General features: G+C 52.1%; 20 protein-coding genes. 15 read left to right on the top strand and 5 right to left on the bottom strand.

What is annotated here, in order from left to right; genetic code table 11:
• Positions 1–39 precede the first annotated feature (39 nt).
• The 15 genes from hflK to NP596_RS03605 all read left to right on the top strand — a co-directional run bounded on the left by hflK (position 40) and on the right by NP596_RS03605 (position 13,838).
• Positions 40–1,197 carry an FtsH protease activity modulator HflK gene (gene hflK / locus NP596_RS03535; protein ID WP_256613850.1) on the top strand — a complete coding sequence of 386 codons (1,158 nt, stop codon included), beginning with the start codon at positions 40–42 and terminating at the stop codon, positions 1,195–1,197.
• Positions 1,197–2,057 carry a protease modulator HflC gene (gene hflC / locus NP596_RS03540; RefSeq protein WP_256613851.1) on the top strand — a complete coding sequence of 287 codons (861 nt, stop codon included), beginning with the start codon at positions 1,197–1,199 and terminating at the stop codon, positions 2,055–2,057. Before hflK ends, hflC begins: the two co-directional genes overlap by 1 nt.
• A gap of 16 nt (positions 2,058–2,073) precedes the next feature.
• Positions 2,074–3,975, top strand: coding sequence for an ATP-dependent zinc metalloprotease FtsH (gene ftsH, locus NP596_RS03545; RefSeq protein ID WP_256613852.1), 1,902 nt, complete (start codon positions 2,074–2,076; stop codon positions 3,973–3,975).
• Positions 3,976–4,047: 72 nt separating this feature from the next.
• Entirely contained in the window at positions 4,048–4,479 is a 432-nt protein-coding gene (locus tag NP596_RS03550) for a hypothetical protein (RefSeq protein WP_256613853.1), read from the top strand.
• A gap of 167 nt (positions 4,480–4,646) precedes the next feature.
• On the top strand, positions 4,647–5,129 hold the full coding sequence (locus NP596_RS03555; RefSeq protein ID WP_256613854.1) for an SRPBCC family protein: 483 nt from the start codon (positions 4,647–4,649) through the stop codon (positions 5,127–5,129).
• 36 nt (positions 5,130–5,165) lie between these two features.
• Positions 5,166–5,618 carry a PAS domain-containing protein gene (locus tag NP596_RS03560; protein WP_256613855.1) on the top strand — a complete coding sequence of 151 codons (453 nt, stop codon included), beginning with the start codon at positions 5,166–5,168 and terminating at the stop codon, positions 5,616–5,618.
• Between the two features lie 33 nt (positions 5,619–5,651).
• On the top strand, positions 5,652–6,479 hold the full coding sequence (locus NP596_RS03565; protein ID WP_256613856.1) for a sterol desaturase family protein: 828 nt from the start codon (positions 5,652–5,654) through the stop codon (positions 6,477–6,479).
• A 49-nt stretch (positions 6,480–6,528) separates the two neighbouring features.
• Positions 6,529–7,488 (top strand): protein-methionine-sulfoxide reductase catalytic subunit MsrP, encoded by a 960-nt coding sequence (gene msrP / locus NP596_RS03570; protein WP_256613857.1) that lies wholly within the window; start codon positions 6,529–6,531, stop codon positions 7,486–7,488.
• A complete protein-coding gene (gene msrQ, locus NP596_RS03575) occupies positions 7,488–8,129 on the top strand; it encodes a protein-methionine-sulfoxide reductase heme-binding subunit MsrQ (RefSeq protein ID WP_256613858.1) in 642 nt (213 codons plus the stop codon). The genes msrP and msrQ overlap by 1 nt, the downstream gene beginning before the upstream one ends.
• Before the next feature lie 30 nt (positions 8,130–8,159).
• Entirely contained in the window at positions 8,160–9,074 is a 915-nt protein-coding gene (locus NP596_RS03580) for a TIGR01777 family oxidoreductase (RefSeq protein WP_256613859.1), read from the top strand.
• A 5-nt stretch (positions 9,075–9,079) separates the two neighbouring features.
• A complete protein-coding gene (locus NP596_RS03585) occupies positions 9,080–9,592 on the top strand; it encodes a hypothetical protein (RefSeq protein WP_256613860.1) in 513 nt (170 codons plus the stop codon).
• Positions 9,593–9,598: 6 nt separating this feature from the next.
• A complete protein-coding gene (locus NP596_RS03590) occupies positions 9,599–10,966 on the top strand; it encodes a cryptochrome/photolyase family protein (protein ID WP_256613861.1) in 1,368 nt (455 codons plus the stop codon).
• Positions 10,967–10,973: 7 nt separating this feature from the next.
• Complete coding sequence (locus NP596_RS03595; protein WP_256613862.1) at positions 10,974–11,492, top strand: lipocalin family protein; 519 nt, start codon at positions 10,974–10,976, stop codon at positions 11,490–11,492.
• An 8-nt stretch (positions 11,493–11,500) separates the two neighbouring features.
• Complete coding sequence (locus tag NP596_RS03600) at positions 11,501–12,442, top strand: YbgA family protein (protein WP_256613863.1); 942 nt, start codon at positions 11,501–11,503, stop codon at positions 12,440–12,442.
• A gap of 82 nt (positions 12,443–12,524) precedes the next feature.
• On the top strand, positions 12,525–13,838 hold the full coding sequence (locus NP596_RS03605; protein ID WP_256613864.1) for a hypothetical protein: 1,314 nt from the start codon (positions 12,525–12,527) through the stop codon (positions 13,836–13,838).
• A gap of 93 nt (positions 13,839–13,931) precedes the next feature.
• Here NP596_RS03605 and NP596_RS21975 read toward each other — a convergent pair whose 3' ends face one another.
• The 5 genes from NP596_RS21975 to NP596_RS03630 all read right to left on the bottom strand — a co-directional run.
• A complete protein-coding gene (locus NP596_RS21975; RefSeq protein ID WP_256613865.1) occupies positions 13,932–15,602 on the bottom strand; it encodes a GMC family oxidoreductase in 1,671 nt (556 codons plus the stop codon).
• A complete protein-coding gene (locus NP596_RS03615; protein ID WP_256613866.1) occupies positions 15,599–16,117 on the bottom strand; it encodes a gluconate 2-dehydrogenase subunit 3 family protein in 519 nt (172 codons plus the stop codon). Before NP596_RS03615 ends, NP596_RS21975 begins: the two co-directional genes overlap by 4 nt.
• A 14-nt stretch (positions 16,118–16,131) precedes the next feature.
• A complete protein-coding gene (locus tag NP596_RS03620) occupies positions 16,132–16,695 on the bottom strand; it encodes a hypothetical protein (RefSeq protein ID WP_256613867.1) in 564 nt (187 codons plus the stop codon).
• A 199-nt stretch (positions 16,696–16,894) separates the two neighbouring features.
• Positions 16,895–18,634, bottom strand: coding sequence for a diflavin oxidoreductase (locus NP596_RS03625; protein WP_256613868.1), 1,740 nt, complete (start codon positions 18,632–18,634; stop codon positions 16,895–16,897).
• Positions 18,635–18,775: 141 nt separating this feature from the next.
• On the bottom strand, positions 18,776–20,758 hold a 1,983-nt coding region (locus NP596_RS03630), incomplete at its 5' end, for a GltB/FmdC/FwdC-like GXGXG domain-containing protein (RefSeq protein WP_256613869.1).

The following is a 20,758-nucleotide window of genomic DNA, read 5'->3' on the forward strand; positions in this document are numbered from 1 at the left end:
TGCCGAGCTTAGGCTATCTACGCAACAAGAGGAGTGACTATGTCTTCAGAAAACCACAATACCGATAAACAAACGCCGCCACCGGATTGGAAAATGGAGTTTGAAAAACAATGGAAAGCCATTTCCGATAAAACGGTCGATTTTTACCACGAACATGAAAAACTGTTTTCCCTGTCGAAAATCGCCGGCGTATTGGGCGGTTCATTGGTATTGGGCTGGCTGATCAGCGGTATTTATATTATCGATCAAGGTAATCGCGGTGTAGTCACCCGTTTCGGCGCGTATACCGAAACCACCCTGCCGGGCCCCCACTGGCACATTCCGCTGCCGATCGAATCGGTCGGCGTGGTCAATGTCGAACAACAACGTTTCATCGAAGTGGGTTATAGCGATGCGACCCGCGTCAGCAAGTCTTCCGTGATTCCGCAAGAGTCTTTAATGTTGACCAGCGACGAGAATATCATCGCGGTGCGCCTGGCCGTGCAATACCAAATCAACAGTGCCAGGGATTATCTGTTTAATGTTAAAAGCAACGAACATACCTTGAAGCAGTTGACCGAAAGCGTGTTACGGGGCGTGATCGGCCGCAACAACATGGATTTCGTCTTGACCGAAGGCCGTAGCCAAATCGTGGCGGAAATCAAGGAAGAGATCCAGGAAGCCATGGACGAATACAAGGCCGGCATTATCGTAGCCAGCGTCAATCTGCAAGACGCCCAGCCGCCGGAAGAAGTACAGGGTGCTTTCGAAGATGCGATTCGGGCCCGGGAAGACAAACAACGCCTGATCAACGAAGCGGAAGCCTACAGCAATGAGATCATTCCCAAGGCGCGCGGCGCGGCTTCCCGTATTTTGCAGGAAGCGGAAGCCTATGCGGCGGGTAAGGTGGCGAAAGCCAAGGGCGAAACCGAACGTTTCGATCAGCTGCTGGTGGAATACGAAAAAAGCCCGGCTATCACCCGCAAACGCTTGTATCTGGAAGCCAAGGAAAAACTCTACAGCTCGACCAATAAAATCGTGGTCGACACCGACCAGCCGCCCGCGCTTTATATGCCGTTACAACAAACATCCGCGCCTCAAACGGCTCCCAGCGCGGCGGTTAGCGAACCTGAATCGCATATTGAGCAACATAGCGCCGACAAAAACCATGTGCGCAGCTCGTCGTCTAGTGAATTACGTCCCAGCAGGAGCAGATAATGAACAAAGCACAAGTCGTTTTTCCGGTCAGCCTGGCTTTTTTAGGCTTGGCGGCTATGTCGGTTTTTCATGTTAACGAGCATGAAAGAGCCATCCTGTTTCGTTTGGGCGAAATCGTTACTTCCGACTTAAAGCCCGGACTCCATTTTAAGACCCCCATCATCAATAATGTCAGTACGTTTGATGCGCGCGTGCTGACCTTGGACGCCAAGTCCGAGCGTTTTCTTACCTCCGAAAAGAAGAACGTTATTGTCGACTCTTTCGTCAAGTGGCGAATCGGTGATGTGGGTCTTTTTTATACCACGGTCGGCGGCGACGAGTTTCAAGCCAATTTGCGCCTCGACCAGATCATGAAGGATGCCATGCGTAGCGAATTCGGCGTGCGCACCATCAAACAGCTGATCTCGGAAGACCGCAGCGAATTGCGCGATACCTTGCTGGAGAAATTGTCGCCGGCGGCGCAAAAATTCGGTATCGAGCTGATCGATATCCGCATTAAACGCATCGATTTGCCGCAGGAAGTCAGCAGCTCGGTATTTCAGCGCATGCGCGCCGAACGCGAACGGGTGGCGCGGGAATTCAGGTCGCAAGGCGCCGAAAGCGCCGAATTGATCAGCGCGGAAGCCGACAAGCAAAAGCAGGTGATCGTCGCCAACGCGCAACGGGAAGCGGAGAACCTGCGCGGCCGCGGCGATGCGGAATCGGCCGAGATTTATGCGAAAAGTTTCGGCAAAAACCCCGAGTTTTATGCCTTTTACCGCAGCCTGCAGGCCTATCAAGCCTCATTTGAAAATACTCAGGATACCTTGGTGTTAAAGCCGAATTCCGATTTTTTCAAATATTTCTCCAGCGAAAAATGAGTTAGGAGAACCTATCATGAAGAAAATTTTATTTTTTGTCGTCATCGTCGCGGCGATCGGGGTAGTGGTGTCTTCGATATTCAATCGAAACATGCCCGAATACGACCCGCATTACGAAATTTCCTATTCCGACTTTATCGAGGATGTGCGGAATAAAGTGGTGACCGAAGTGGTGGTCGATGGCAATTATGTGGACGGCAAACGCAATAACGGTACCCGCTTTGCCACCTATAACCCCAACGACATGCGCATGATCGACGAGTTGCTGGAGTACGGCGTCAAGATCAAGGTCGAAAAGCCGCAGCCGCCGTCTACCCTGATGAATATTTTCATCTCCTGGGCGCCCACTTTATTGTTGATTGCGGTGCTGGTGTATTTCATGCGCAAGCAATCTCAGATGGCGGGCGGGCGCGACGGCCAAATGGGCTTTGGTAAAAGCCGCGCCAAATTGATGGAAGAAGACCAAGTCAAGGTGCGGTTTAAAGATGTCGCCGGGGTTGAAGAAGCCAAGGAAGACGTGGTGGAAATGGTCGATTTCCTGAAAGATCCCGGCAAGTACGAAGCGCTGGGCGGCAAAATTCCGCGCGGAGTATTGATGGTCGGCCCTCCCGGCACCGGTAAAACCTTGTTGGCGCGGGCGATTGCCGGCGAAGCCGGGGTGCCGTTTTTCTCCATCTCGGGTTCCGATTTCGTGGAAATGTTCGTCGGTGTCGGTGCCTCCCGGGTGCGGGACATGTTCGAACAAGCCAAGAAGCGGGCGCCCTGCATCATCTTTATCGACGAAATCGACGCGGTCGGCCGCCAGCGCGGCGGTGCCGGCATGGGCGGCGGTAACGACGAGCGCGAGCAAACCTTGAACCAGTTGTTGGTGGAAATGGACGGTTTCAGCGGCAATGAAGGCATTATCGTCATCGCCGCCACCAACCGCGCCGATGTGCTCGACAAAGCCTTGTTGAGGCCGGGCCGCTTCGACCGTCAGGTGCAAGTCGGCTTGCCGGACATCAAGGGCCGCGAACAAATCCTTAAAGTACACGGCGAGCGGGTGCCTTTGGCGGATGACGTGAATATCACCGATTTAGCGCGCGGTACGCCGGGGTTTTCCGGTGCCGAATTAGCCAACCTGATCAACGAAGGCGCCCTGTTCGCCGCCCGCAACAATAAGCGCGTGGTGACCATGAACGATTTGGACAAAGCCCGCGACAAAATGATTATGGGAGCGGAGAAACGCACCATGGTGATGAGCCGCGAAGATTTGTTGATGACGGCTTACCACGAAGCCGGCCATGCCATTGTCGGCCGCATGGTGCCTGAGCACGACCCCGTATATAAAGTCAGCATCATGCCGCGCGGTGGTGCGTTGGGTATTACCATGTTCTTGCCGGAGCGGGACCAGTACAGTGCCAGTAAAGACAAATTGGAAAGCCAAATCTCCAGTTTGTTCGGCGGCCGGATTGCGGAAGCCTTGATTTACGGTAAAAACAAGGTCACCACCGGCGCCTCGAACGATATTATGCGCGCCACGCAGTTGGCCAGAAACATGGTGACCAAGTGGGGGCTTTCCGACAAACTCGGGCCCATGGATTATGGCGACAACGAAGGCGGTTATATGGGGCCGCAGGCCAAACCGATGTCGGAAAAAATGGCGCAAACCATAGACGAAGAAATACGCGCCGTTATCGATAGCAATTACAACCGGGCGGAAACCATTCTGAAGGAAAATATCGAAATTCTGCACAACATGGCTCACGCGCTGCTGGATTGGGAAACTATCGATAAGTACCAGATCGATGAGCTGATGCAGGGAAAAACCATTGCGCCTCCCGAGCCGGAAGCCGAACCGGCGGTAGTGGAAACCCAATACGAGTTAGGCGGCGAGCCTATCCAGGCCATTTCACAAGAGCCCGTCATGACCTCATAACCGTCCTCCTCTATATACCCTCCCAATGCAGTACTCCGGGAGGGTATTTTTTTACAATAAGAGGTATCAACCATGAATACCCGCTCTTTATCTCATGCATCGTTAAATATTCTGCAAATCGTTTTGCAGGTTAACTTTAACGCCTCCGTCATAGTCATTTTGTTGGCCAGTATATTGTCTTTGACGGGTAGCGAATTCTTTTTCGAAAATACCAGCGATTTATACGGCCCCCTGGCTAATAATTTACGCTTGGTATTGATATATCTGTGTTTGGTGCAAATAGCGGTATACGGCTTCCATCAAGTCAGCAGCAATTACACTGCCATCGTGGCGCTGGGCGCTTTTTTATTGCTGCTGATTATATCCGTGGAATACTATTCAACGGTCAATCAGGTCGAAATCGATGAAAACTATCAAAAAGTATTTTTATATGCGGGGTTGTCTCATTTATTGTACGGTGGAATTTGCGTTTTTAGGGAAAAGCGGCTAACGGAACCTGGCTAAATAATTTTGAAATGGTGAAGCCATGAATAAGTTAATTTAAATAAGCTGCATTTTAAACATTTTTCAACGATAAATGTCCTGGAAGATGGCGGGTAATGACGATGAAGTTTTTTCAGAAACTATATTGCTCGAGTTGAAAATGTTCGGTTTTAATCTGGGGGATTGTCATGCATTTGAAGTTACCGTTTGATTCGACCAAACCGGTTGTCGGCGAGGCCAGTATAGAAATAGATAAACCGCTCCCCGATGTATTCGCTTATGTCGGGGAACGATTTTTCGATAATTATCCGAAATGGGCCGTCGAAGTGGTCAAATTCGAGCCGCTGGACGGCCATAAGATGTTTGTCGGGGCAAAAGCAAAACAAGTGCGCAAGGATAACGACACCGAAATCGAATCGACTTTTACCATCACGGATTTTAAACCGCATGACAAATTAATTTTAATGGGTATGGATCAGCCTTATAAGCACAGTTATATTGTAGATGCCGATGACCAAAAGAAACCTACCCGTCTGACTTTTCGCTTTGAATTACTGGAATTGGAAATCTTCATGCGTCCGTTTGAAAAACTGATTCGTTATGCTATCGAGGACGGCGCCGAGAATACCGTGGAAAATATAAAAAATCTGATTGCCATCGAATGCAATTGACAAGTATAAAAAAATAGACTGAATTGGAGCGCGAGCATGAATTTTATTGTTGATAAAGACTCTGGCATTATTCCGCAAGTATTGTCCGCTATTTTGGACGAGTGCGTTAACGGCGTTACCTTGGCCGATCCGGATTTGGAGGATGCGCCGATAATATACGCCAATAAAGCATTTGAACGCTTAACCGGCTATTCTCAAGAGGAGATCGTCGGGCATAACTGCCGCTTTCTGCAAGGCGAGGATAGAGAACAACCCGCCCGGTATCTCATCGCCGAGGCCATGAGAAAGCGGGAGGGCGTTGAAGTGACTTTGCGCAATTATAAAAAAGATGGCACATTGTTTCATAACCATTTAAAGGTTATTCCGCTATTCGATAAAAAAAATCGGGTTATTTATTATCTCGGCGTGCAGTATGATATTACCCGGCAAGTCGATGCCAATAACGAAATAAATGCATTGACCGAGCTATTAAACGCCGGTCAAAAATAATGATTAAGCGGTTTTATAGATAGGGGCGGCGCTATGGGGGCTTTGGAACATGCTGGAAAGGGTGACATGGCTTTTACCGGCGCTCTGTTCGGGTTGGCCATATTGGCATTTATGATATTGCTAGCCATGGAAAAATTTAAACCTTATAGAAATTTCACTCAAAAAGTTTATAAGGAATCTATTGTTACCAATACTACTGCCTTTCTAATCAATAATGTTATTTTAACGATTTTAAGGGCGTCTTCCTTGTTTTTGGTGGCGCAACAATTTTCATCCATTGGCTTATTAAGCGGCTTGGGGAACGGGCCGGTAAAATGGTTATTGGCGTTCGCATTTTTTGATTTGGCTATCTATGCATGGCATGTAGCCAGTCATAAATATGAATGGTTATGGCGTTTTCATAAAGTGCATCATAGCGATAAAAGCTTTAATGTATCCACGGGGTTTCGTTTTCATGTATTCGACCTGTTACTTGAAATAGTCTATAAATGCGTATTTGTAATTGTGGTCGGAGTCGATGCTTATTTGGTATTGTCAATTGAAATAGTGGAATTATTCTTCATATTTTTTCATCACGCCAATATTCGAGTGCCGAACGAGCAATTGTTATCGAATTATATTATTACGCCTTGTTTGCACCGTACCCATCATTCCACTTTGCGCATGGAGCATGATAGCAATTACGGTATTGTCCTGGCTATTTGGGACCGGATTTTCGGCACGCGCAAGGAATTGGTGCCGGTCAATATCGGTTTGGATTTGATTGAAGCCGAAAATTTTATTCAGTTGTTTTCGCTGGCTTTTATAACCGAGCGTAAGTTTAAACAATTACTGGGTTTGATACCTAAAGGCAAAAAGTAACTTCACGCTGGCATTGTTCGGTACGGCCCAACCTGCAGGTAAATTCGGGATGATTATAAAAACAGATAAAACCATCCCCGCGAGCGAAATCACCGATCCTTTAGTGTTTCAACAGCGGCGAAAAATTATCAAGGCCTTATTGGCGAGCGCCTTGCTTCCTGCCGGTATTGTCCCGGTTTCGGCGAATACAGAGCTCCAGCCGCGGTGGCCGGAGCCAACGGACAGCACTGACTCCGGCGGCTTAGGCCCGACAACCCCGGCCGAGTTGGTAAAAAACTACACAAATTATTATGAGTTTTCTTTTAATAAAGAGGACTCGACCGAATTGGCGCAAAGGCTGCCGACCGCCAATTGGACGATTGAAATCGGCGGCGAAGTGGAAAAGCCGGGCCATTATCAGTTGGAAGATATATTGAGCCGGCAGACGCTGAGAGAATACGTTTACCGCTTTCGTTGCGTCGAGGCTTGGTCCATGGTGGTGCCGTGGGTCGGTTTTCCGTTGGCGGAGCTCATCAAATGGGTCAAACCCTTGTCCGGCGCCAAGTTTGTTAAATTTACCTCGGTATATGACCCGGGTAGCATGCCTAAGCAGCGTATCGATGCCATGCTGAATTGGCCTTATGTGGAAGCATTACGCATCGACGAAGCCGTGCATCCGCTGACGATTCTGGCGGCCGGTATGTATGGGGATGTACTGCCCAAGCAAAACGGCGCCGCCTTGCGTTTGGTGGTGCCTTGGAAATACGGCTTTAAAAGCATCAAGGCCATCGTTAAAATCGAGTTGCTGCAAAGAGCGCCGATGACGACTTGGCATGAGTTCGCGCCTTCCGAGTATGGGTTTTATGCCAATGTCAATCCATCCGTACCGCATCCGCGCTGGAGCCAGTTCAGCGAACGCCAACTGGGAAGCGGATTTTTTACCCCGCGCCGTCAAACGGAGCTTTATAACGGCTATGGCGAGCAAGTCGCTTCTTTGTATAGCGATATGGACTTACGGCACTTTTACTGATGTGGCTGCGTATTAATAATGCATGGATAGCGATTTCAATAGGCTGTTTGCTGCCCTTGTTTGGGCTGTTATTGGATATTGCGACCGATAATTTGGGCTCAAATCCGATTCAAGCTATTCATATTCGCCTGGGGGATTGGTCCTTGCGTTTTCTTTGCCTCACGCTGGCCATCACACCCATTCAAACCATGACTAAATGGCGGGGAATGGCTGACTATCGGCAAATGCTGGGCTTATACGCCTTTTTTTACGCCACCTTACATGTATTGGGCTATTTGTTTGTCGATCATGCCGGCGAGTGGGGGGTAATAGGGATCGATATTATCGAGAGTTCGTATATTTGGTTCGGTGTAATCGCTTATGTTATTGTCTTATCGTTGGCGATTACTTCGCCCAAATCGGCTAAAAAACGCTTGGGCAAAAACTGGAAAAAACTGCACAGGCTTATTTATTACGCCGCCGGTGCCGCCGTTATTCATTATTTTTGGCAACTTAAAGGTAATTTGTTTCAGCCTTTGTTTTATCTGACCATCGTTGTATTTTTGTTGGGATTTAGGATTTTGGTTTGGCTAAAAAATCGGCAGTTGGCAAAATTGATGCTGCCAAAAGGGCGGCCGATTTCGCTGGAAGAAAACGACTGATCTTGAATTAAGTTTTATCGGAGCGCGCCTATGTCAAATAAACCTATTTTAATTACCGGCGGTACCGGTTTTTTGGGCAGTGCGTTGACCTTTAAATGGTTGCAGGAAGATCAACCCGTAACCATTTTCAGCCGCAGTGCCGACAAAGTGCAGAGGGCGTTCGGCAATCGGGTTCAGGCCGTGACACGAACCGAAGACTTGCCCGACGCCTCCGGCTATAGAGCCGTGGTGAATTTGGCGGGTGCGGGAATTTTCGATCAACGCTGGAGCGAAGCGCGTAAGCAGGTACTGCGAGAAAGCCGCATCGATTTTACCCGGCAACTGGCCAACTGGATTAACCGTTCCGTTAGCCCGCCGGATGTATTGATTAACGGTTCAGCTATCGGTTTTTACGGCGACCAGGGCGATGCATTGCTGACCGAATTAAGTTCGCCCCAGGTCGATTTTTCCCAGCAATTATGCGCGGATTGGGAACAGGCTGCGCTGCAAGCCGAAGCCGGCGGCACGCGGGTTTGTCTGATACGCACAGGCTTGGTTTTGGGACGGAATGGCGGATTGCTGAAACGCATGTTGCTGCCGTTTCGTTTCGGTTTGGGCGGACGCTTGGGCCGGGGCGATCAGTGGATGTCCTGGGTGCATATACACGACTGGCTGGCAATTGTGCAAGCCATGATAGACAATCCCACTATGCGGGGGGCTTATAATGCCACGGCGCCGATTCCGGTAACCAATACTGAGTTCAGCAATTGTTTGGCCGGGGTTTTAAACCGGCCCCTGTTGTTGCCGCTGCCGGAATTTGCGTTGAAATTATTACTGGGCGAAATGGCCGCGCTGGTGCTTGGCAGCCAGCGCGTCATTCCGCAACGGCTTTTGGACCAGGGCCACGTATTTGAATTTACCCAACTCGATGTTGCCTTGCGCAATCTGCTGCTCCCCGCCCAATAATCACCATGCTGATCGACAGCCTCTCTTTATTATTTGCCTTTACTTCTTTCATCGCCTGGTACGAAGCGTTGTTGGTGGGCTTGGCGTTCGCCGTTCTGATTTACGCCATTACGCCCCCGCCTTTGCCGGAATGGGAAGAACGCACCCCGCCGACCTTGTATTTTTATCTGCAATGGAGCTGGCTGGGCTATTTGAAATTAAAAGATGCGTTCTGGCCCTTCTTTATTTTTTTTAACGGCATCTTGTTTTACATCGACTATCGGGTGCAAGAAGGCACTTTTACGGTAGCCAGTTGGGTAACCATGCATGTGATAATGGCCATGCCGTTGATTTACTGGACCGGCGCGGTATGGCGCTGTTCCAAAAACAGTTCCAGCCGCATTTGGCCCAGCGTGGCGCGCTGGCTGACGGTGGCGGCCTATTGCGATTTGGCATTGCGCTGGGTGATTTACCAGTATTACCCCAATATTCTGTTTAACTGCCAGCAAATGATTATTCACTGGGGCGATTGCGTATAGCCCGGCATGAAGAAAAGGTTCGCAAAATCCCTGTTTATTTTTCGCCGCGATTTGCGTTTATATGACAATGCCGGCTTGAATGCGGCCTTGCAGCAGTCCGAACAGGTATTGGCCTGTTTTATTTTCGACCCGCGCCAAATCGAACAGCATCCCTATCAAAGCGGGCCCGGTTTGCAATTTATGCTGGAAGCCTTGCAAGACTTACGGCAGCAGTTTCAAGCGCAACAGTGCCGACTGGGTTTATACCATGGGCAACCCGAACAAATTGTCGGCCGTTTGCAACGGGAACAGGCTATCGAGGCGGTGTTCGTCAATCGCGATTACACCCCTTTCAGCCGCCGGCGCGACGCCGAGTTGCAAACCTTTTGCGAGCAACGGGGGCTGGCTTTTTGCAGCTATGCGGACGCGTTGCTCAATGAGCCGGAGCATGCCCTGAAAAGCGACGGTTCGGCATATCAAGTATTCACGGCCTTTTATAACCGGGCCCGCTTGCATCCGGTCGCGTTGCCGCAAGGCCTGGCCGATGGACAATGGCTTGATGGAGAACAGTACACCGATCTGATTTCGCGATTACAGCAAGTTCATCGCAATGCCTTGCCGGGCGGGCGGCAAGCGGCTTTGCAACAGCTGGATGAGTTATCAGGGTGCCGGGATTACTGTCAACAACGCGATTATCCGGCGCTGTCGGCCACCAGCGATTTGTCCGCCTATCTCAAGTTCGGCTGTTGTTCGGTCCGGGAAGCCTATTATGCGATGGTGGAAAAACTGGGAACCGAACACCCCTTGTTGCGGCAATTGTATTGGCGGGATTTTTTTACCCATATCGGCTTTCATTTTCCGCGGGTGTTCGGACATGCCTTCCATCAACGCTACGACAACATAGCTTGGCGCAACGACAGGGACGAATTCCAGGCCTGGGCGGAAGGGCAGACGGGCTTTCCGATAGTCGACGCCGGCATGCGGCAATTGAACCGGACCGGCGGCATGCATAACCGGGTGCGCATGATAACCGCTTCGTTTTTAGTCAAGGATTTGCATATTGATTGGCGCTGGGGCGAACGCTATTTCGCCCGGCATTTGCTGGATTACGACCCTTGCCTGAACAACGGCAACTGGCAATGGGCGGCCTCTACCGGCTGTGACGCCCAGCCTTATTTCCGAATTTTCAATCCGTGGCTACAGCAAAAAAAATTCGATCCCGATTGCGTGTATATCAAATACTGGTTGCCCGAATTAAACGGCTATGCGCCGACGCTGATTCATAACTGGTTTAAACAACCATTGGCGGGCGCTTATCCGCCGCCGATGGTGGAACACGGTATACGTAGCGAGCGGGCCAAGCTGCTGTTTCAGCAAGCTGGCCAACAACTATAGGTGTACTATGCGGCGTTTTTTATGTTTTGTTGCGGTTTTGAGTTTGGCGGCTTGCACCGGCATACCTGAAGGGGTTGAGCCGGTAACGGGATTCGAACTGAGCCGTTATTTGGGCACCTGGCATGAAATCGCCCGGCTGGATCACGGCTTCGAGCGGGGTTTGACCCAGGTTACCGCCGAGTACAGCCTGCGCGAGGATGGCGGCGTCAAGGTGCTGAACAGCGGATACAACGCCGAGGAGCAGCAAAGGCAAACGGCCGAAGGCAAAGCTTATTTCATCGGCAGACCGGACGAGGGTCGCTTGAAAGTGTCGTTTTTCGGACCTTTTTATGGGGCCTATAACATCATCGCGCTGGATAAAGCGGCTTATCGGTATGCGATGATTGCGGGCCCCAATACCGATTATTTGTGGATTTTAGCGCGTAGCCCAAGCCTGGATGGTGCCGTAGTGCAATCTTTGGTGGAAAAGGCCCGGGGACTGGGTTTTCCGACCCAGGATTTGATTTATTTGCAACCTCAACCGTAAACACCAATATGGATAGTATTTTAGTAGGCATCAGCAGTTGTTTGCTGGGCAATTTAGTCCGCTACGACGGCGCGCACAAATACCACAGTTACATCGAACGCACCCTGGGTCAATATTTTCAGTTCAGAGCCTTTTGCCCCGAAGTGGAAGCCGGCCTGGGCGTACCGCGTCCGGCCGTGCAGTTGCGGGACATCGGTTCGCATATCCGGGTGGTGGGTGTCAAGGATCACAGTCTGGATGTCACGGAAGCCTTGCGGGAAACAGCCGAAAAACAAAGCCCCTGGCTGGATGGTTTGTGCGGCTATATTCTGAAGAAGGATTCGCCCAGTTGCGGCATGGAGCGGGTCAAAGTCTATAAAAACGACATACCGGCCCGTAGCGGGGTAGGGGTGTTTGCCGACTATCTACAGCAACGGTTTCCGACCCTGCCCATCGAGGAAGAAGGCCGTTTGGGCGATCCGGGCTTGCGGGAGAACTTTATCCAACGGGTGTTTGTGCGCCACCGTTGGCGGCAAATGTGCCAAAGTCCGTTAACCGCCCACGGCTTGATGCGCTTCCATAGCCGGCATAAATTGATTGCCATGAGCCACGAGCAAAATCGGGCCAGGGAATTGGGGCGGCTGATTGCCGAAGTGCGCGCCGATAATCTCGATGAGATTGCCCAACGCTACATTACCGAATTAATGGCTTGCCTTAAGATCGTCGCCACTCGGGGTAATCATGTCAATGTATTGCAGCATATTCAGGGCTATTTAAAGCGTACTATCGATAGCGACGATAAGCAGGAGTTGGTGGATACCATCGAAAGCTACCGTCAGGGTAACGTGCCCTTGATCGTGCCGTTGACCTTGTTGCGGCATCATTTTCGTAAACAGCCGGATGCCTTTGTCGACGAGTCTTTCTACATGACCCCGCATCCCGCCGAATTATCGTTACTCAACGAAATATAAGCTGGCCGTTATACAATACGCACTTTTACCGTCGTCTTTTCGATGACCCGATTTTCAAATAATTATAAAACAGGAACCCGCAATGGAAACCGTGCAAAAACTTGTGCCTTTTTTTGAAGAATTGCTGCAACAGTGGTACCAATTGACCCTGCATAATCGGGAATATGCCATTTGTCTTGCGGTTTCCGTGTGGTTGCTGACGGCTATTTTTTACAGTATTCGGATCGGGTTTTTAAAACGAAACATTGTCCAAATCAACAAAGCCAAGGACCAGACCCAGGCCGGTTTAGACGAAGCCAATCAACAGTTGGCAACTTTGCAACAGCAATTGGCGGAAGCCGCGGAACGGGTGACGGCTGCCGAGCAAGCCGCGCGGGCCGAGTCGCAACGTGCCGCGGATAACGAGTTACGCTTGAATACAAGCAATCGGCTATTGGCCGGCAGCTTGGTCAACTTGGTCGATTGTTTCGAATTGAATCTGCATAACTTGCCGGCGGCCGACGCGGAAAATCTGTTGCCGGAATACGAAGCCGTAATCGCCCGGGTTGCCGACCGCTTTCAGAATGAGCAACAGGCCAAAACCCAGCTGCAATTAAACCTGCATGCCGAAACGGCCAAACTGGCCGAGAAGGACATGCTGATCGGCAGTCTGGAAAATCGTTTGGACACTCAGACCCAGCAACTGGTCAAATTGGAATTGGCCGTCGAACAATACGAAGCGGCGCAAAAACAGTTGGAGCAGGACAAACTGCAACTGGCGCAACAACTGCAACACCGGCATGCGGACGTGCCGCGCCAGCAAGCGTACGAAAAACCGGCAGCGGCGGCGGCAGTTGCTCAGGCGCCTGCCCAAACGGCGGTTCAACAAGCGCCGGAGCCGGTTAAGCCGCCGGAAACCGGACCGGTCGCGCCGGCAATTAAACCGGAACCTGCCCCTGTAACGCCAAAACCGCAAGCCGCTGTTTCAAAAGCGTCGGCGGCGGAATCAGCCAAACCGGCGGCGGGTCATAAAATGAAGGGTCTGTTCGGCCGGGCGATGGATAAATTCTCCAAAATGGACGAAAAATTGGGTAGTCCGGGCAAGGCCGTTATCGAAGCGGAAGCGGCCGAAGTTGCGGACATGCCGGCGGTGGCCGAGGCAAGGGTCGAAGCCTTGGAACAGGCCGAGCCGGTTAAAAATACCCAACCGGATAAGGGCTTAAACGACAGGTTATCCGGTTTGCTTGGCGGTTTTAAAAAATCTCCGCCTCAGCCGGCAAAAACGGAGGCCGAGTCCGCATCGGCTCCGGCCGCCGCGCAAGAAACCGAAGCGGAAGCCGGGAAACCCGCCGGTAAGGCAAATAAAGCCGCTTCGCAGTTGAGCGGATTGTTCGGTGGATTCAAAGCTAAAAAATGATGTCTTTGTTAAATTCCGGCTAACGGCCCGCCATTTTCCGGACGAGTAAAATAGAAGCCGCTATTCCTTGGGATCGGAGGCTTTCGATGACCCTCATGAATCCTTTGCATTGCTGGCAATGAGGTCGGCAATTCGCAAGGCTAGCGCCTGGATAGTCAACGAAGGCGCTTCGCCGCCTCCGCTACTGGGGAAAATGCTGGCATCGGCTATGTATAAATTGCTCGATTCGTGCGCGCGTCCGCAAGCGTTGACAACCGAGCTTTTGGGGTCGTTTCCCATTCGACAGGAACCGAATACATGGGTGGCGCTGAAATGGTCGTAGCTGCCGAATTCCTCCACCAAACGGCCGGCGCCTGTCGCTTCTATAATTCGCCGGCATTGCTGGGCCATGAAGCGCAAACGCTTTAAATCCATTTCTGTTAACCGGGAACGGATGCGCGCCAGGGGTAAGCCGAATGCATCGGTTTGCTTGGTGTCAATATCAATACGGGTTTCCGGGTTGGGCAGCATTTCACCAAAGCTGGAGACCGATACCGCGTGGCCAAGCGAGTTGCGAATCCCGGCCTTTAATGCAGCTCCGAAACCAGGAACAATTCGTCTGGCATAGTTGATAGGCCCCGTCAAACCGATTTCCTGGGTAGAGGAGGTAAATCGACAACCGCCGACCACACCGGGGATGGCATCGGGCGCATTGAAATCCCAACAAATGGCGTCGGCGGGCAGGCCTTGGAAACTATCCGCCGATGTGTCCAGCATGCCGGTGCTGACCCAAATCAGGGAGTCCATAAAATTACGGCCAACTTGGCCATTGCTGTTGGCTAGACCCTGATTAAACTCACGATTTGCCGAATTTAAAAGTAAACGGGGGGTTTCCACGGCACCTCCAGCCAAAACAACAATAGGGGCCTCCAATTTTTTGCTGGTTTGTTGGTTTTCGATAACGTTGACCCCTGTTATGCGTCCGCCGGGGTCGCTGATCAAACGGGTTGCCACTGTTTCGGCTGCAATCAGGCAACGCCCAGAGTTTAAGGCATGACGGATAAAGGTAACATCCGCCGACCCCTTGTCGCCTATCGGGCAGCCGTAACCGCAGTTGCCGCAATAATTGCACGCCGGACGGCCGTCGAAAGGTTTGGACAGGGCCGCCCGACTATTGGCTTGCCAGCGCATGCCCAGCAGAGGTCCGGTTGCGGCTATGCGGCGGGACGCCTTGCAAAACGGATGAGCGGGCAATGGGTATGGTTGGCTGCGCCAGCGGAACGGCTGGTCGTCGGGTCCGGCCACGCCGATCAGATTTTCGGCAATGACATAATAGGGTTCCAGCTCGGCGTAGCTGACCGGCCAATCGGCCCCAACACCATGCCGGCTATAAAGGTTCATGGCCTGCGGATTTAGCCTATGCGCTTCGCCGGTATAATGCAAGGTACTGCCGCCTATACCGCGGACGTGATGGTAGCCGGAGCCGGCCACGGCTCGCACTCTAGTTCGATTCAGCGGGCCGGCCACAAGGTTCCATGAGCGTAAATTTTCCCATTCAGGGGATAACGAGGCACCGATGTCGAAGCTATATTGACCTTTCGAATGCGCTTTGTAAGGAAATTGCGCCATTTCCCAGTCATCGGTGTGCAGCCTATAGTCGCGGTCCGGCTGATAACGGGGGCCGGCATCCAGCATCAACACGTTCAAACCATGCTGAGTAAGCCGCCAAGCCATGGCCGCGCCAGCGGCCCCGGCGCCGATAATGATTACGTCCGCGGATTTCACTTTTCGACGGCGGCGGGATAACCGAGGTATTGGGGCGGACGGTTAACGGCCAATCCCGCCCATGACCGCGAGTCGGCATAATAAAGTTGTACGGAACGATCGCGAATTTCATGAAAAAACACCCGCGGGCCGGATTCCCAATCGGCTACGCTCATGGCTTGCAACAGTTGCTCTATTTGGGCGGTATTCAGCGCGCTCAAAGCACCGTAAGTTTGTTCCAGCCAGCCGCAGCCCTGAGAAATCAGCCTGCCCAGAGTTGCATCCTGTTGCGCGATTGCGAGAAGTTGACTGTGTACGGACAATGTACTGGCGGCGGGAGTGAGATCGTCCGCGGGAAGGATGCTGTCCACCAAGATGCGTAGGGTGTCTTCATGGCGGGAGAGTTCGTAATCTTTAGCGTCGGTATCGGAGAATTTACCCAGCCAAGCGCCGCACAGTATGGCAATGCTATTCAGCCAGCGGCGCCTGGACCAGAGGTTATCCTTTGAAAACAGCCCCCCTAAATAGCAACTCATACCCAGCGGAGAACTTAAGCCGGATTAAAGACGCATAAACCCGTCGCATTATTATAGGTTGAGTTTGCCGGGCAGCTAATAATCGTGTTTCTGCTGGGTTTATTGTATTCGCCCAGGGTATTGATAATGAAGTAAGGTTCCCAATGGTTGCTATCGGTAAAGTTATAATCGACGCCGAGATTAGAGAACGGCCCCTGGGCGCCTATGCCGGCGAATAAACCCTTGCTGAAATCATAGCCGGCGCCCACTTCGCCCTGGATATTTTCTTGGCCGTTGAAGTATTTGACCCGCAGCTTACCGGGTTCAAAGCCGTTAAAAATATTGAAGCTGAAAGATACATCCGCGCCTTGGGCGTTCCCGCCAGTAGTGACTTCGGCATGGCGATAGCCGACCACGATCGCCGGGGCAAACCCACCGTCCAGGGTCCATTTCAAACCGGCATAGCCGTTATCGACACCTACGGTTGATGCTCCTGAAGTCGTAATGGTTGGCGTAACAGACGCGAAGCCGGCCACGGCGGCCGGAACACCGAGACAGGCCAATAGCCCGGAAAAATAAAATACATTTTTGAAAGACATAGAGTTATCCCTAATTGACGGCAATGGCGGCATGATAGCAAATAACTCGCCTAACGAAAATTCCGAGTAGGATTTAAGGTTTCGCGGCGGTTAGGTTAATGTGAAAACGTTTACTCGGTTGTAAGTATTACATGAGTAAAAAAAGCCGCGGCTTCCGGTAGAAACCACGGCTTTTTACAAATACCGTTAAAACCGGTTATTAATAGACATCGCGCACATAACGTTTGTCCTTTTTCAGCTGGTTGACGTAATCGACGGTTTCGGTGACGGTTTTGTTGCCGTGGATGCGGACCACGTCGTGCAAGGCCTGGTCGACATCCTTGGCCATGCGGTAAGCGTCGCCGCAAACGAAGAAGTAGCCGCCTTGCTCCAGCCAAGCGTATAACTCGGCGCCGTTTTCCAGCATGCGATCTTGCACATAGATTTTTTCGGCCTGATCGCGGGAAAAAGCCAAATCCAGTTTGGTCAGCAGGCCGCTGGTTTGCATGGCTTCGATTTCCTCGCGGTAGATAAAGTCGGTGGCGGCGTTGCGATCGCCGAAGAACAGCCAGTTTTTACCGGCGGCATTGCGGAATTCGCGTTCCTGCAGGAAGGCGCGGAACGGCGCGATACCGGTGCCGGGGCCGACCATGATCATCGGTAGACTATCGTCGTTGGGTACCCGGAAATTATTGTTGGGGGTAAAGAAAATTTTTACTTCGCCGCCTTCGCCGGCCAAGTCGGCCAGATAGGTCGAGCAAACGCCTTTGTGGTGGCGGCCGTGAGCATCGTAGCGCACGCTGGCGACGGTCAGATGCACGCTGTCCGGATATTTTTTACCGCTGGATGAAATGGAGTAGGCGCGGTGTTGCAGCGGCTTGAGCAAGCGTAAAAACTCGGCTGCGGAAAATTCGACGGCGGGGAATTGCAGTAGTAAGTCCAGGGTGTCGCGCCCCCACAAATAATCGTTCAGTTTGTCTTTGTCGCCCGCTCTCAGCAAGGCATTAAGATCGTGATCGCCGGAGCGTTTGGCGATTTCTTCCAGCAGTTCCTTGCTGGGCAACTTGATTTCAAACTGCGTGCGCAAGGCCTCCGAAAGCTGCATCAATTCGCCGTTGACCGGCTCTTCTTCGTTTCCGCTGCAGCCCAGGGCCGTTAACATAGCGGCGACCAGTTCGGGGCAGTTGCTGGGGATCACGCACATGGCGTCCCCGGCTTCGTAACTCAAGCCGGAACCGGCGATCGAGATTTCGTAATGGCGGGTTTCCTTGGATGAATCCAGTGCCGTGATAATACGGTTGACGCTGAGTTTGGCCGGGAAGGGGTTTTTCCGGTTATAAGCGGATTTTGCGGCATGGCTTTCGGTATCGATGACCGCCACGGTAGCGGCGCCTTCCGCCATCAGCGGAATCACTTCGCTGAGCCATTTTTCAGCCGGCGATTCGAAGTCGACATCGCAATCGACCCGCTCGAACAGGCGTTTGCCGCCTAATTCCGCCAAGCGGTTATCCCAATCTATGCCGGCTTGGCAGAACAAGTCGTAGCTGGTATCGCCCAAGGCCAGTACCGAGTATTTAAGATTTTCCAGACGCGGGACATCGTCACCGTTGGCGGCTTCCCACAGCATTTCGGCATTATCCGGCATGGCGCCTTCGCCGTAAGTGCTGGTGATGATCAGCAAATATTCCATTTTAGCCAGTTGGCCGATTTCCACTTCGTCCATGCTTTTAACAAGGGGGTGCAGGCCGTGGCTTTTGGCCCTGGCGGCGGCATCGTTGGCCAGCGATTCGGAATTGCCGGTCTGGCTGCCGTAAAGAATATGCAGAATACGGGCATCGGCTTGATTAATGCTGCCGGCGCTATGCAGCATATGGCTGTGCATGCCGGCGAAAAAGCCGCTCAGCCAGGCGCGTTGAGTATCACTGTAAGGGGCGTTTAATGGGATAAAAGGTGCTTTCATTTATTTACCAACTTTGAGCCGATTCTGTGCGGATCGATCACTATATATTTCAACGTAGGCTGGGTTGAGCAGAGCGAAACCCGGCAGAGGTTATTAAGCTGGGTTGAGCTTTCGCTTAACCCAGCTTACCTAATCAGTTTATTAGGCTGCTTCGTTTTCCAGCATGTCCTTGACTATGGCCATGCTTTCCAGGCTTGCCAGGTTTTTATCGATGGACGGTAACCCGGCCAGGGCCTGACGGTTGAGTTTGTCCTGTTCGATGATCCAGGCTGTAGAGCCGATGGAATAGATGCTTTGCACGTCGCGCAGCATCAGGGTGGTTTTGTAGTCGTTCAATCGTTTTTCCGCCATCAGGGTCGCCAACTGGCCGTCGTCGTATTGGCTATAGGCTTCGCGGATATTCTTGATCAAGGCGTCCTGCAGTTTGCGCGGTCTGTCCATCACCAATTTGCGGGCGTGTTTGTCGATCAGCGCTTCCGTCAGCGGCTGGCCGGCTTTGTCCAGTTGGTCCTTGGCAATTTGTTGCGCCTTGTCGATAACGGCGTAGCTATTGATCAGCTTTAAGGTCAATTCGCTGTCGATATCGCCGTAACCGGGGATGGCGCCGTTAAATAACGTGGTGTTATTTTTATAAGCCTGTTTGATCAGCTCGATTTGTTTCTGCGCGTAAGCCACGGATAATTCCTCGATCATGGCCTTGCGGTCCATGGATTGGCTGAGGAATTCCGCGGTTTGGGTTCTGTTCAGCCACAACGGCAGCGCGAATTTGAAATGCCGGCGCTCTTCGGGCCAGTTGCTCAGAATGGTTTTGGCTTTTTCCGAACCGGTGTGCTCGATGTGTTGCTCCAGCATGTACAGAACGAATTGTTCATGGCTGGCGGCCGCCTCGGAGCCGTCGGCGAGGCTGTGTATGCTGACGGAGGTTTTATCGTACAGGTCCCCCAGGCGGTTTTCCGGGTCGTACTGGTAGGCGTTGCCGCCGGACATACCTGTGCAGAAACCTTTGCCGAAGCCGCCCAGATTCAAAACCGCGCCGTTGATCATGTATTCGCAGCCGAAGTCGCCGACGCCTTCCACAACGGCCATGGCGCCGGAGTTGCGTACCGCAAAGCGGTCGCCGGCCTCGCCGTTGATAAACGTTCTGCCGCCGGAAGCGCCGAACAGTGCGAAGTTGCCTATCAGCACGTTTTCGCCCGGTTTTTGGGAACCGCCGCCGGGCGATTTGATGACGATAGTGCCGCCGCAAGCGGTTTTACCGACGCCGTCGTTACAGGTGCCGGTGTGTTCCATGCGCATGCCGTCGTTGTTGAATGCGGCATAACTTTGTCCGGCGGAGCCGTGGGTGCGGACGATGATGGTGTCGTCGGCCAGATAGCGGCGGCCATGCTGGTTGGTATAGATGATTTTTGACGCGGCCAGTTGGTCGGCATCCAGGCCGTACTGCAATAAACGCTCGATGTCGATGGCGGTTTGTCCGCCCACCGTTTTGTTGCGGTTGTTCAGTTTGAATTCGTCGCCTTCGACGACCACCTGTTTTTGGCCTTGTTCGAATAGGGCCGTTTTGACTTGGGCGAAAATTTTGTCGTCAATGGCAAAATCTTTTTCCAGATAAATCGGTTTTTCGATTTTAATTTCCTGGATTTCCGCCAACAGTTTGTGCAGATGAATTTGACCGACCATGCTGGAGTGGTTGATTAAGTGCAGCAGTTCGGTTTTGCCGCGAATTTCCCGCAGGCTGCCGTAGCCGAGGTTGGCCAGAATTTCGCGCACTTCATGAGCCAGATTCATGAAAAACTGGGCCAAAACGCGCGGGTCGCCCTTGAATTCTTCATGGGCGGTGGTCAAGCCGGCCGGGCAGCGGATGTTACAGTTTTTCGCCATCACGCAGCGCAGCATCATCAGCGCGGTAGTGCCGAATTCGAAGGAGTCGCCGCCGAGTATGGCTGATTTGACCACGTCGACGCCGTTTTGGTGTGCTGCGCTGCAGCGCAGCACGACTTTGTCGCGCAAGCCGTTTGCCGCCAGCGCCTGATGCACTTCGGCGATGCCGATTTCCGGCGAACGGCCGGTGTTTTTCAGGCTGGTAACCGCCGCCGCGCCGGTGCCGCCGGTGTTGCCGGCCAC

Source organism: Methylomonas rivi (assembly GCF_024505165.1).
GTDB classification, from domain to species: domain Bacteria; phylum Pseudomonadota; class Gammaproteobacteria; order Methylococcales; family Methylomonadaceae; genus Methylomonas; species Methylomonas rivi.

Excerpts from the sequence above, each read along its gene's own strand:
- NP596_RS03590 (WP_256613861.1), top strand. The coding sequence starts at position 9,599 with ATGAAGAAAAGGTTCGCAAAATCCCTGTTTATTTTTCGCCGCGATTTG.
- hflK (WP_256613850.1), top strand. The coding sequence starts at position 40 with ATGTCTTCAGAAAACCACAATACCGATAAACAAACGCCGCCACCGGAT.
- NP596_RS03600 (WP_256613863.1), top strand. The coding sequence starts at position 11,501 with ATGGATAGTATTTTAGTAGGCATCAGCAGTTGTTTGCTGGGCAATTTA.
- msrQ (WP_256613858.1), top strand. The coding sequence starts at position 7,488 with ATGTGGCTGCGTATTAATAATGCATGGATAGCGATTTCAATAGGCTGT.
- NP596_RS03555 (WP_256613854.1), top strand. The coding sequence starts at position 4,647 with ATGCATTTGAAGTTACCGTTTGATTCGACCAAACCGGTTGTCGGCGAG.
- NP596_RS03585 (WP_256613860.1), top strand. The coding sequence starts at position 9,080 with ATGCTGATCGACAGCCTCTCTTTATTATTTGCCTTTACTTCTTTCATC.
- NP596_RS03615 (WP_256613866.1), bottom strand. The coding sequence starts at position 16,117 with ATGAGTTGCTATTTAGGGGGGCTGTTTTCAAAGGATAACCTCTGGTCC.
- NP596_RS03580 (WP_256613859.1), top strand. The coding sequence starts at position 8,160 with ATGTCAAATAAACCTATTTTAATTACCGGCGGTACCGGTTTTTTGGGC.
- NP596_RS03595 (WP_256613862.1), top strand. The coding sequence starts at position 10,974 with ATGCGGCGTTTTTTATGTTTTGTTGCGGTTTTGAGTTTGGCGGCTTGC.
- NP596_RS03625 (WP_256613868.1), bottom strand. The coding sequence starts at position 18,634 with ATGAAAGCACCTTTTATCCCATTAAACGCCCCTTACAGTGATACTCAA.
- NP596_RS03550 (WP_256613853.1), top strand. The coding sequence starts at position 4,048 with ATGAATACCCGCTCTTTATCTCATGCATCGTTAAATATTCTGCAAATC.
- NP596_RS03565 (WP_256613856.1), top strand. The coding sequence starts at position 5,652 with ATGGGGGCTTTGGAACATGCTGGAAAGGGTGACATGGCTTTTACCGGC.
- NP596_RS03605 (WP_256613864.1), top strand. The coding sequence starts at position 12,525 with ATGGAAACCGTGCAAAAACTTGTGCCTTTTTTTGAAGAATTGCTGCAA.
- ftsH (WP_256613852.1), top strand. The coding sequence starts at position 2,074 with ATGAAGAAAATTTTATTTTTTGTCGTCATCGTCGCGGCGATCGGGGTA.
- msrP (WP_256613857.1), top strand. The coding sequence starts at position 6,529 with ATGATTATAAAAACAGATAAAACCATCCCCGCGAGCGAAATCACCGAT.
- NP596_RS03620 (WP_256613867.1), bottom strand. The coding sequence starts at position 16,695 with ATGTCTTTCAAAAATGTATTTTATTTTTCCGGGCTATTGGCCTGTCTC.
- NP596_RS03560 (WP_256613855.1), top strand. The coding sequence starts at position 5,166 with ATGAATTTTATTGTTGATAAAGACTCTGGCATTATTCCGCAAGTATTG.
- hflC (WP_256613851.1), top strand. The coding sequence starts at position 1,197 with ATGAACAAAGCACAAGTCGTTTTTCCGGTCAGCCTGGCTTTTTTAGGC.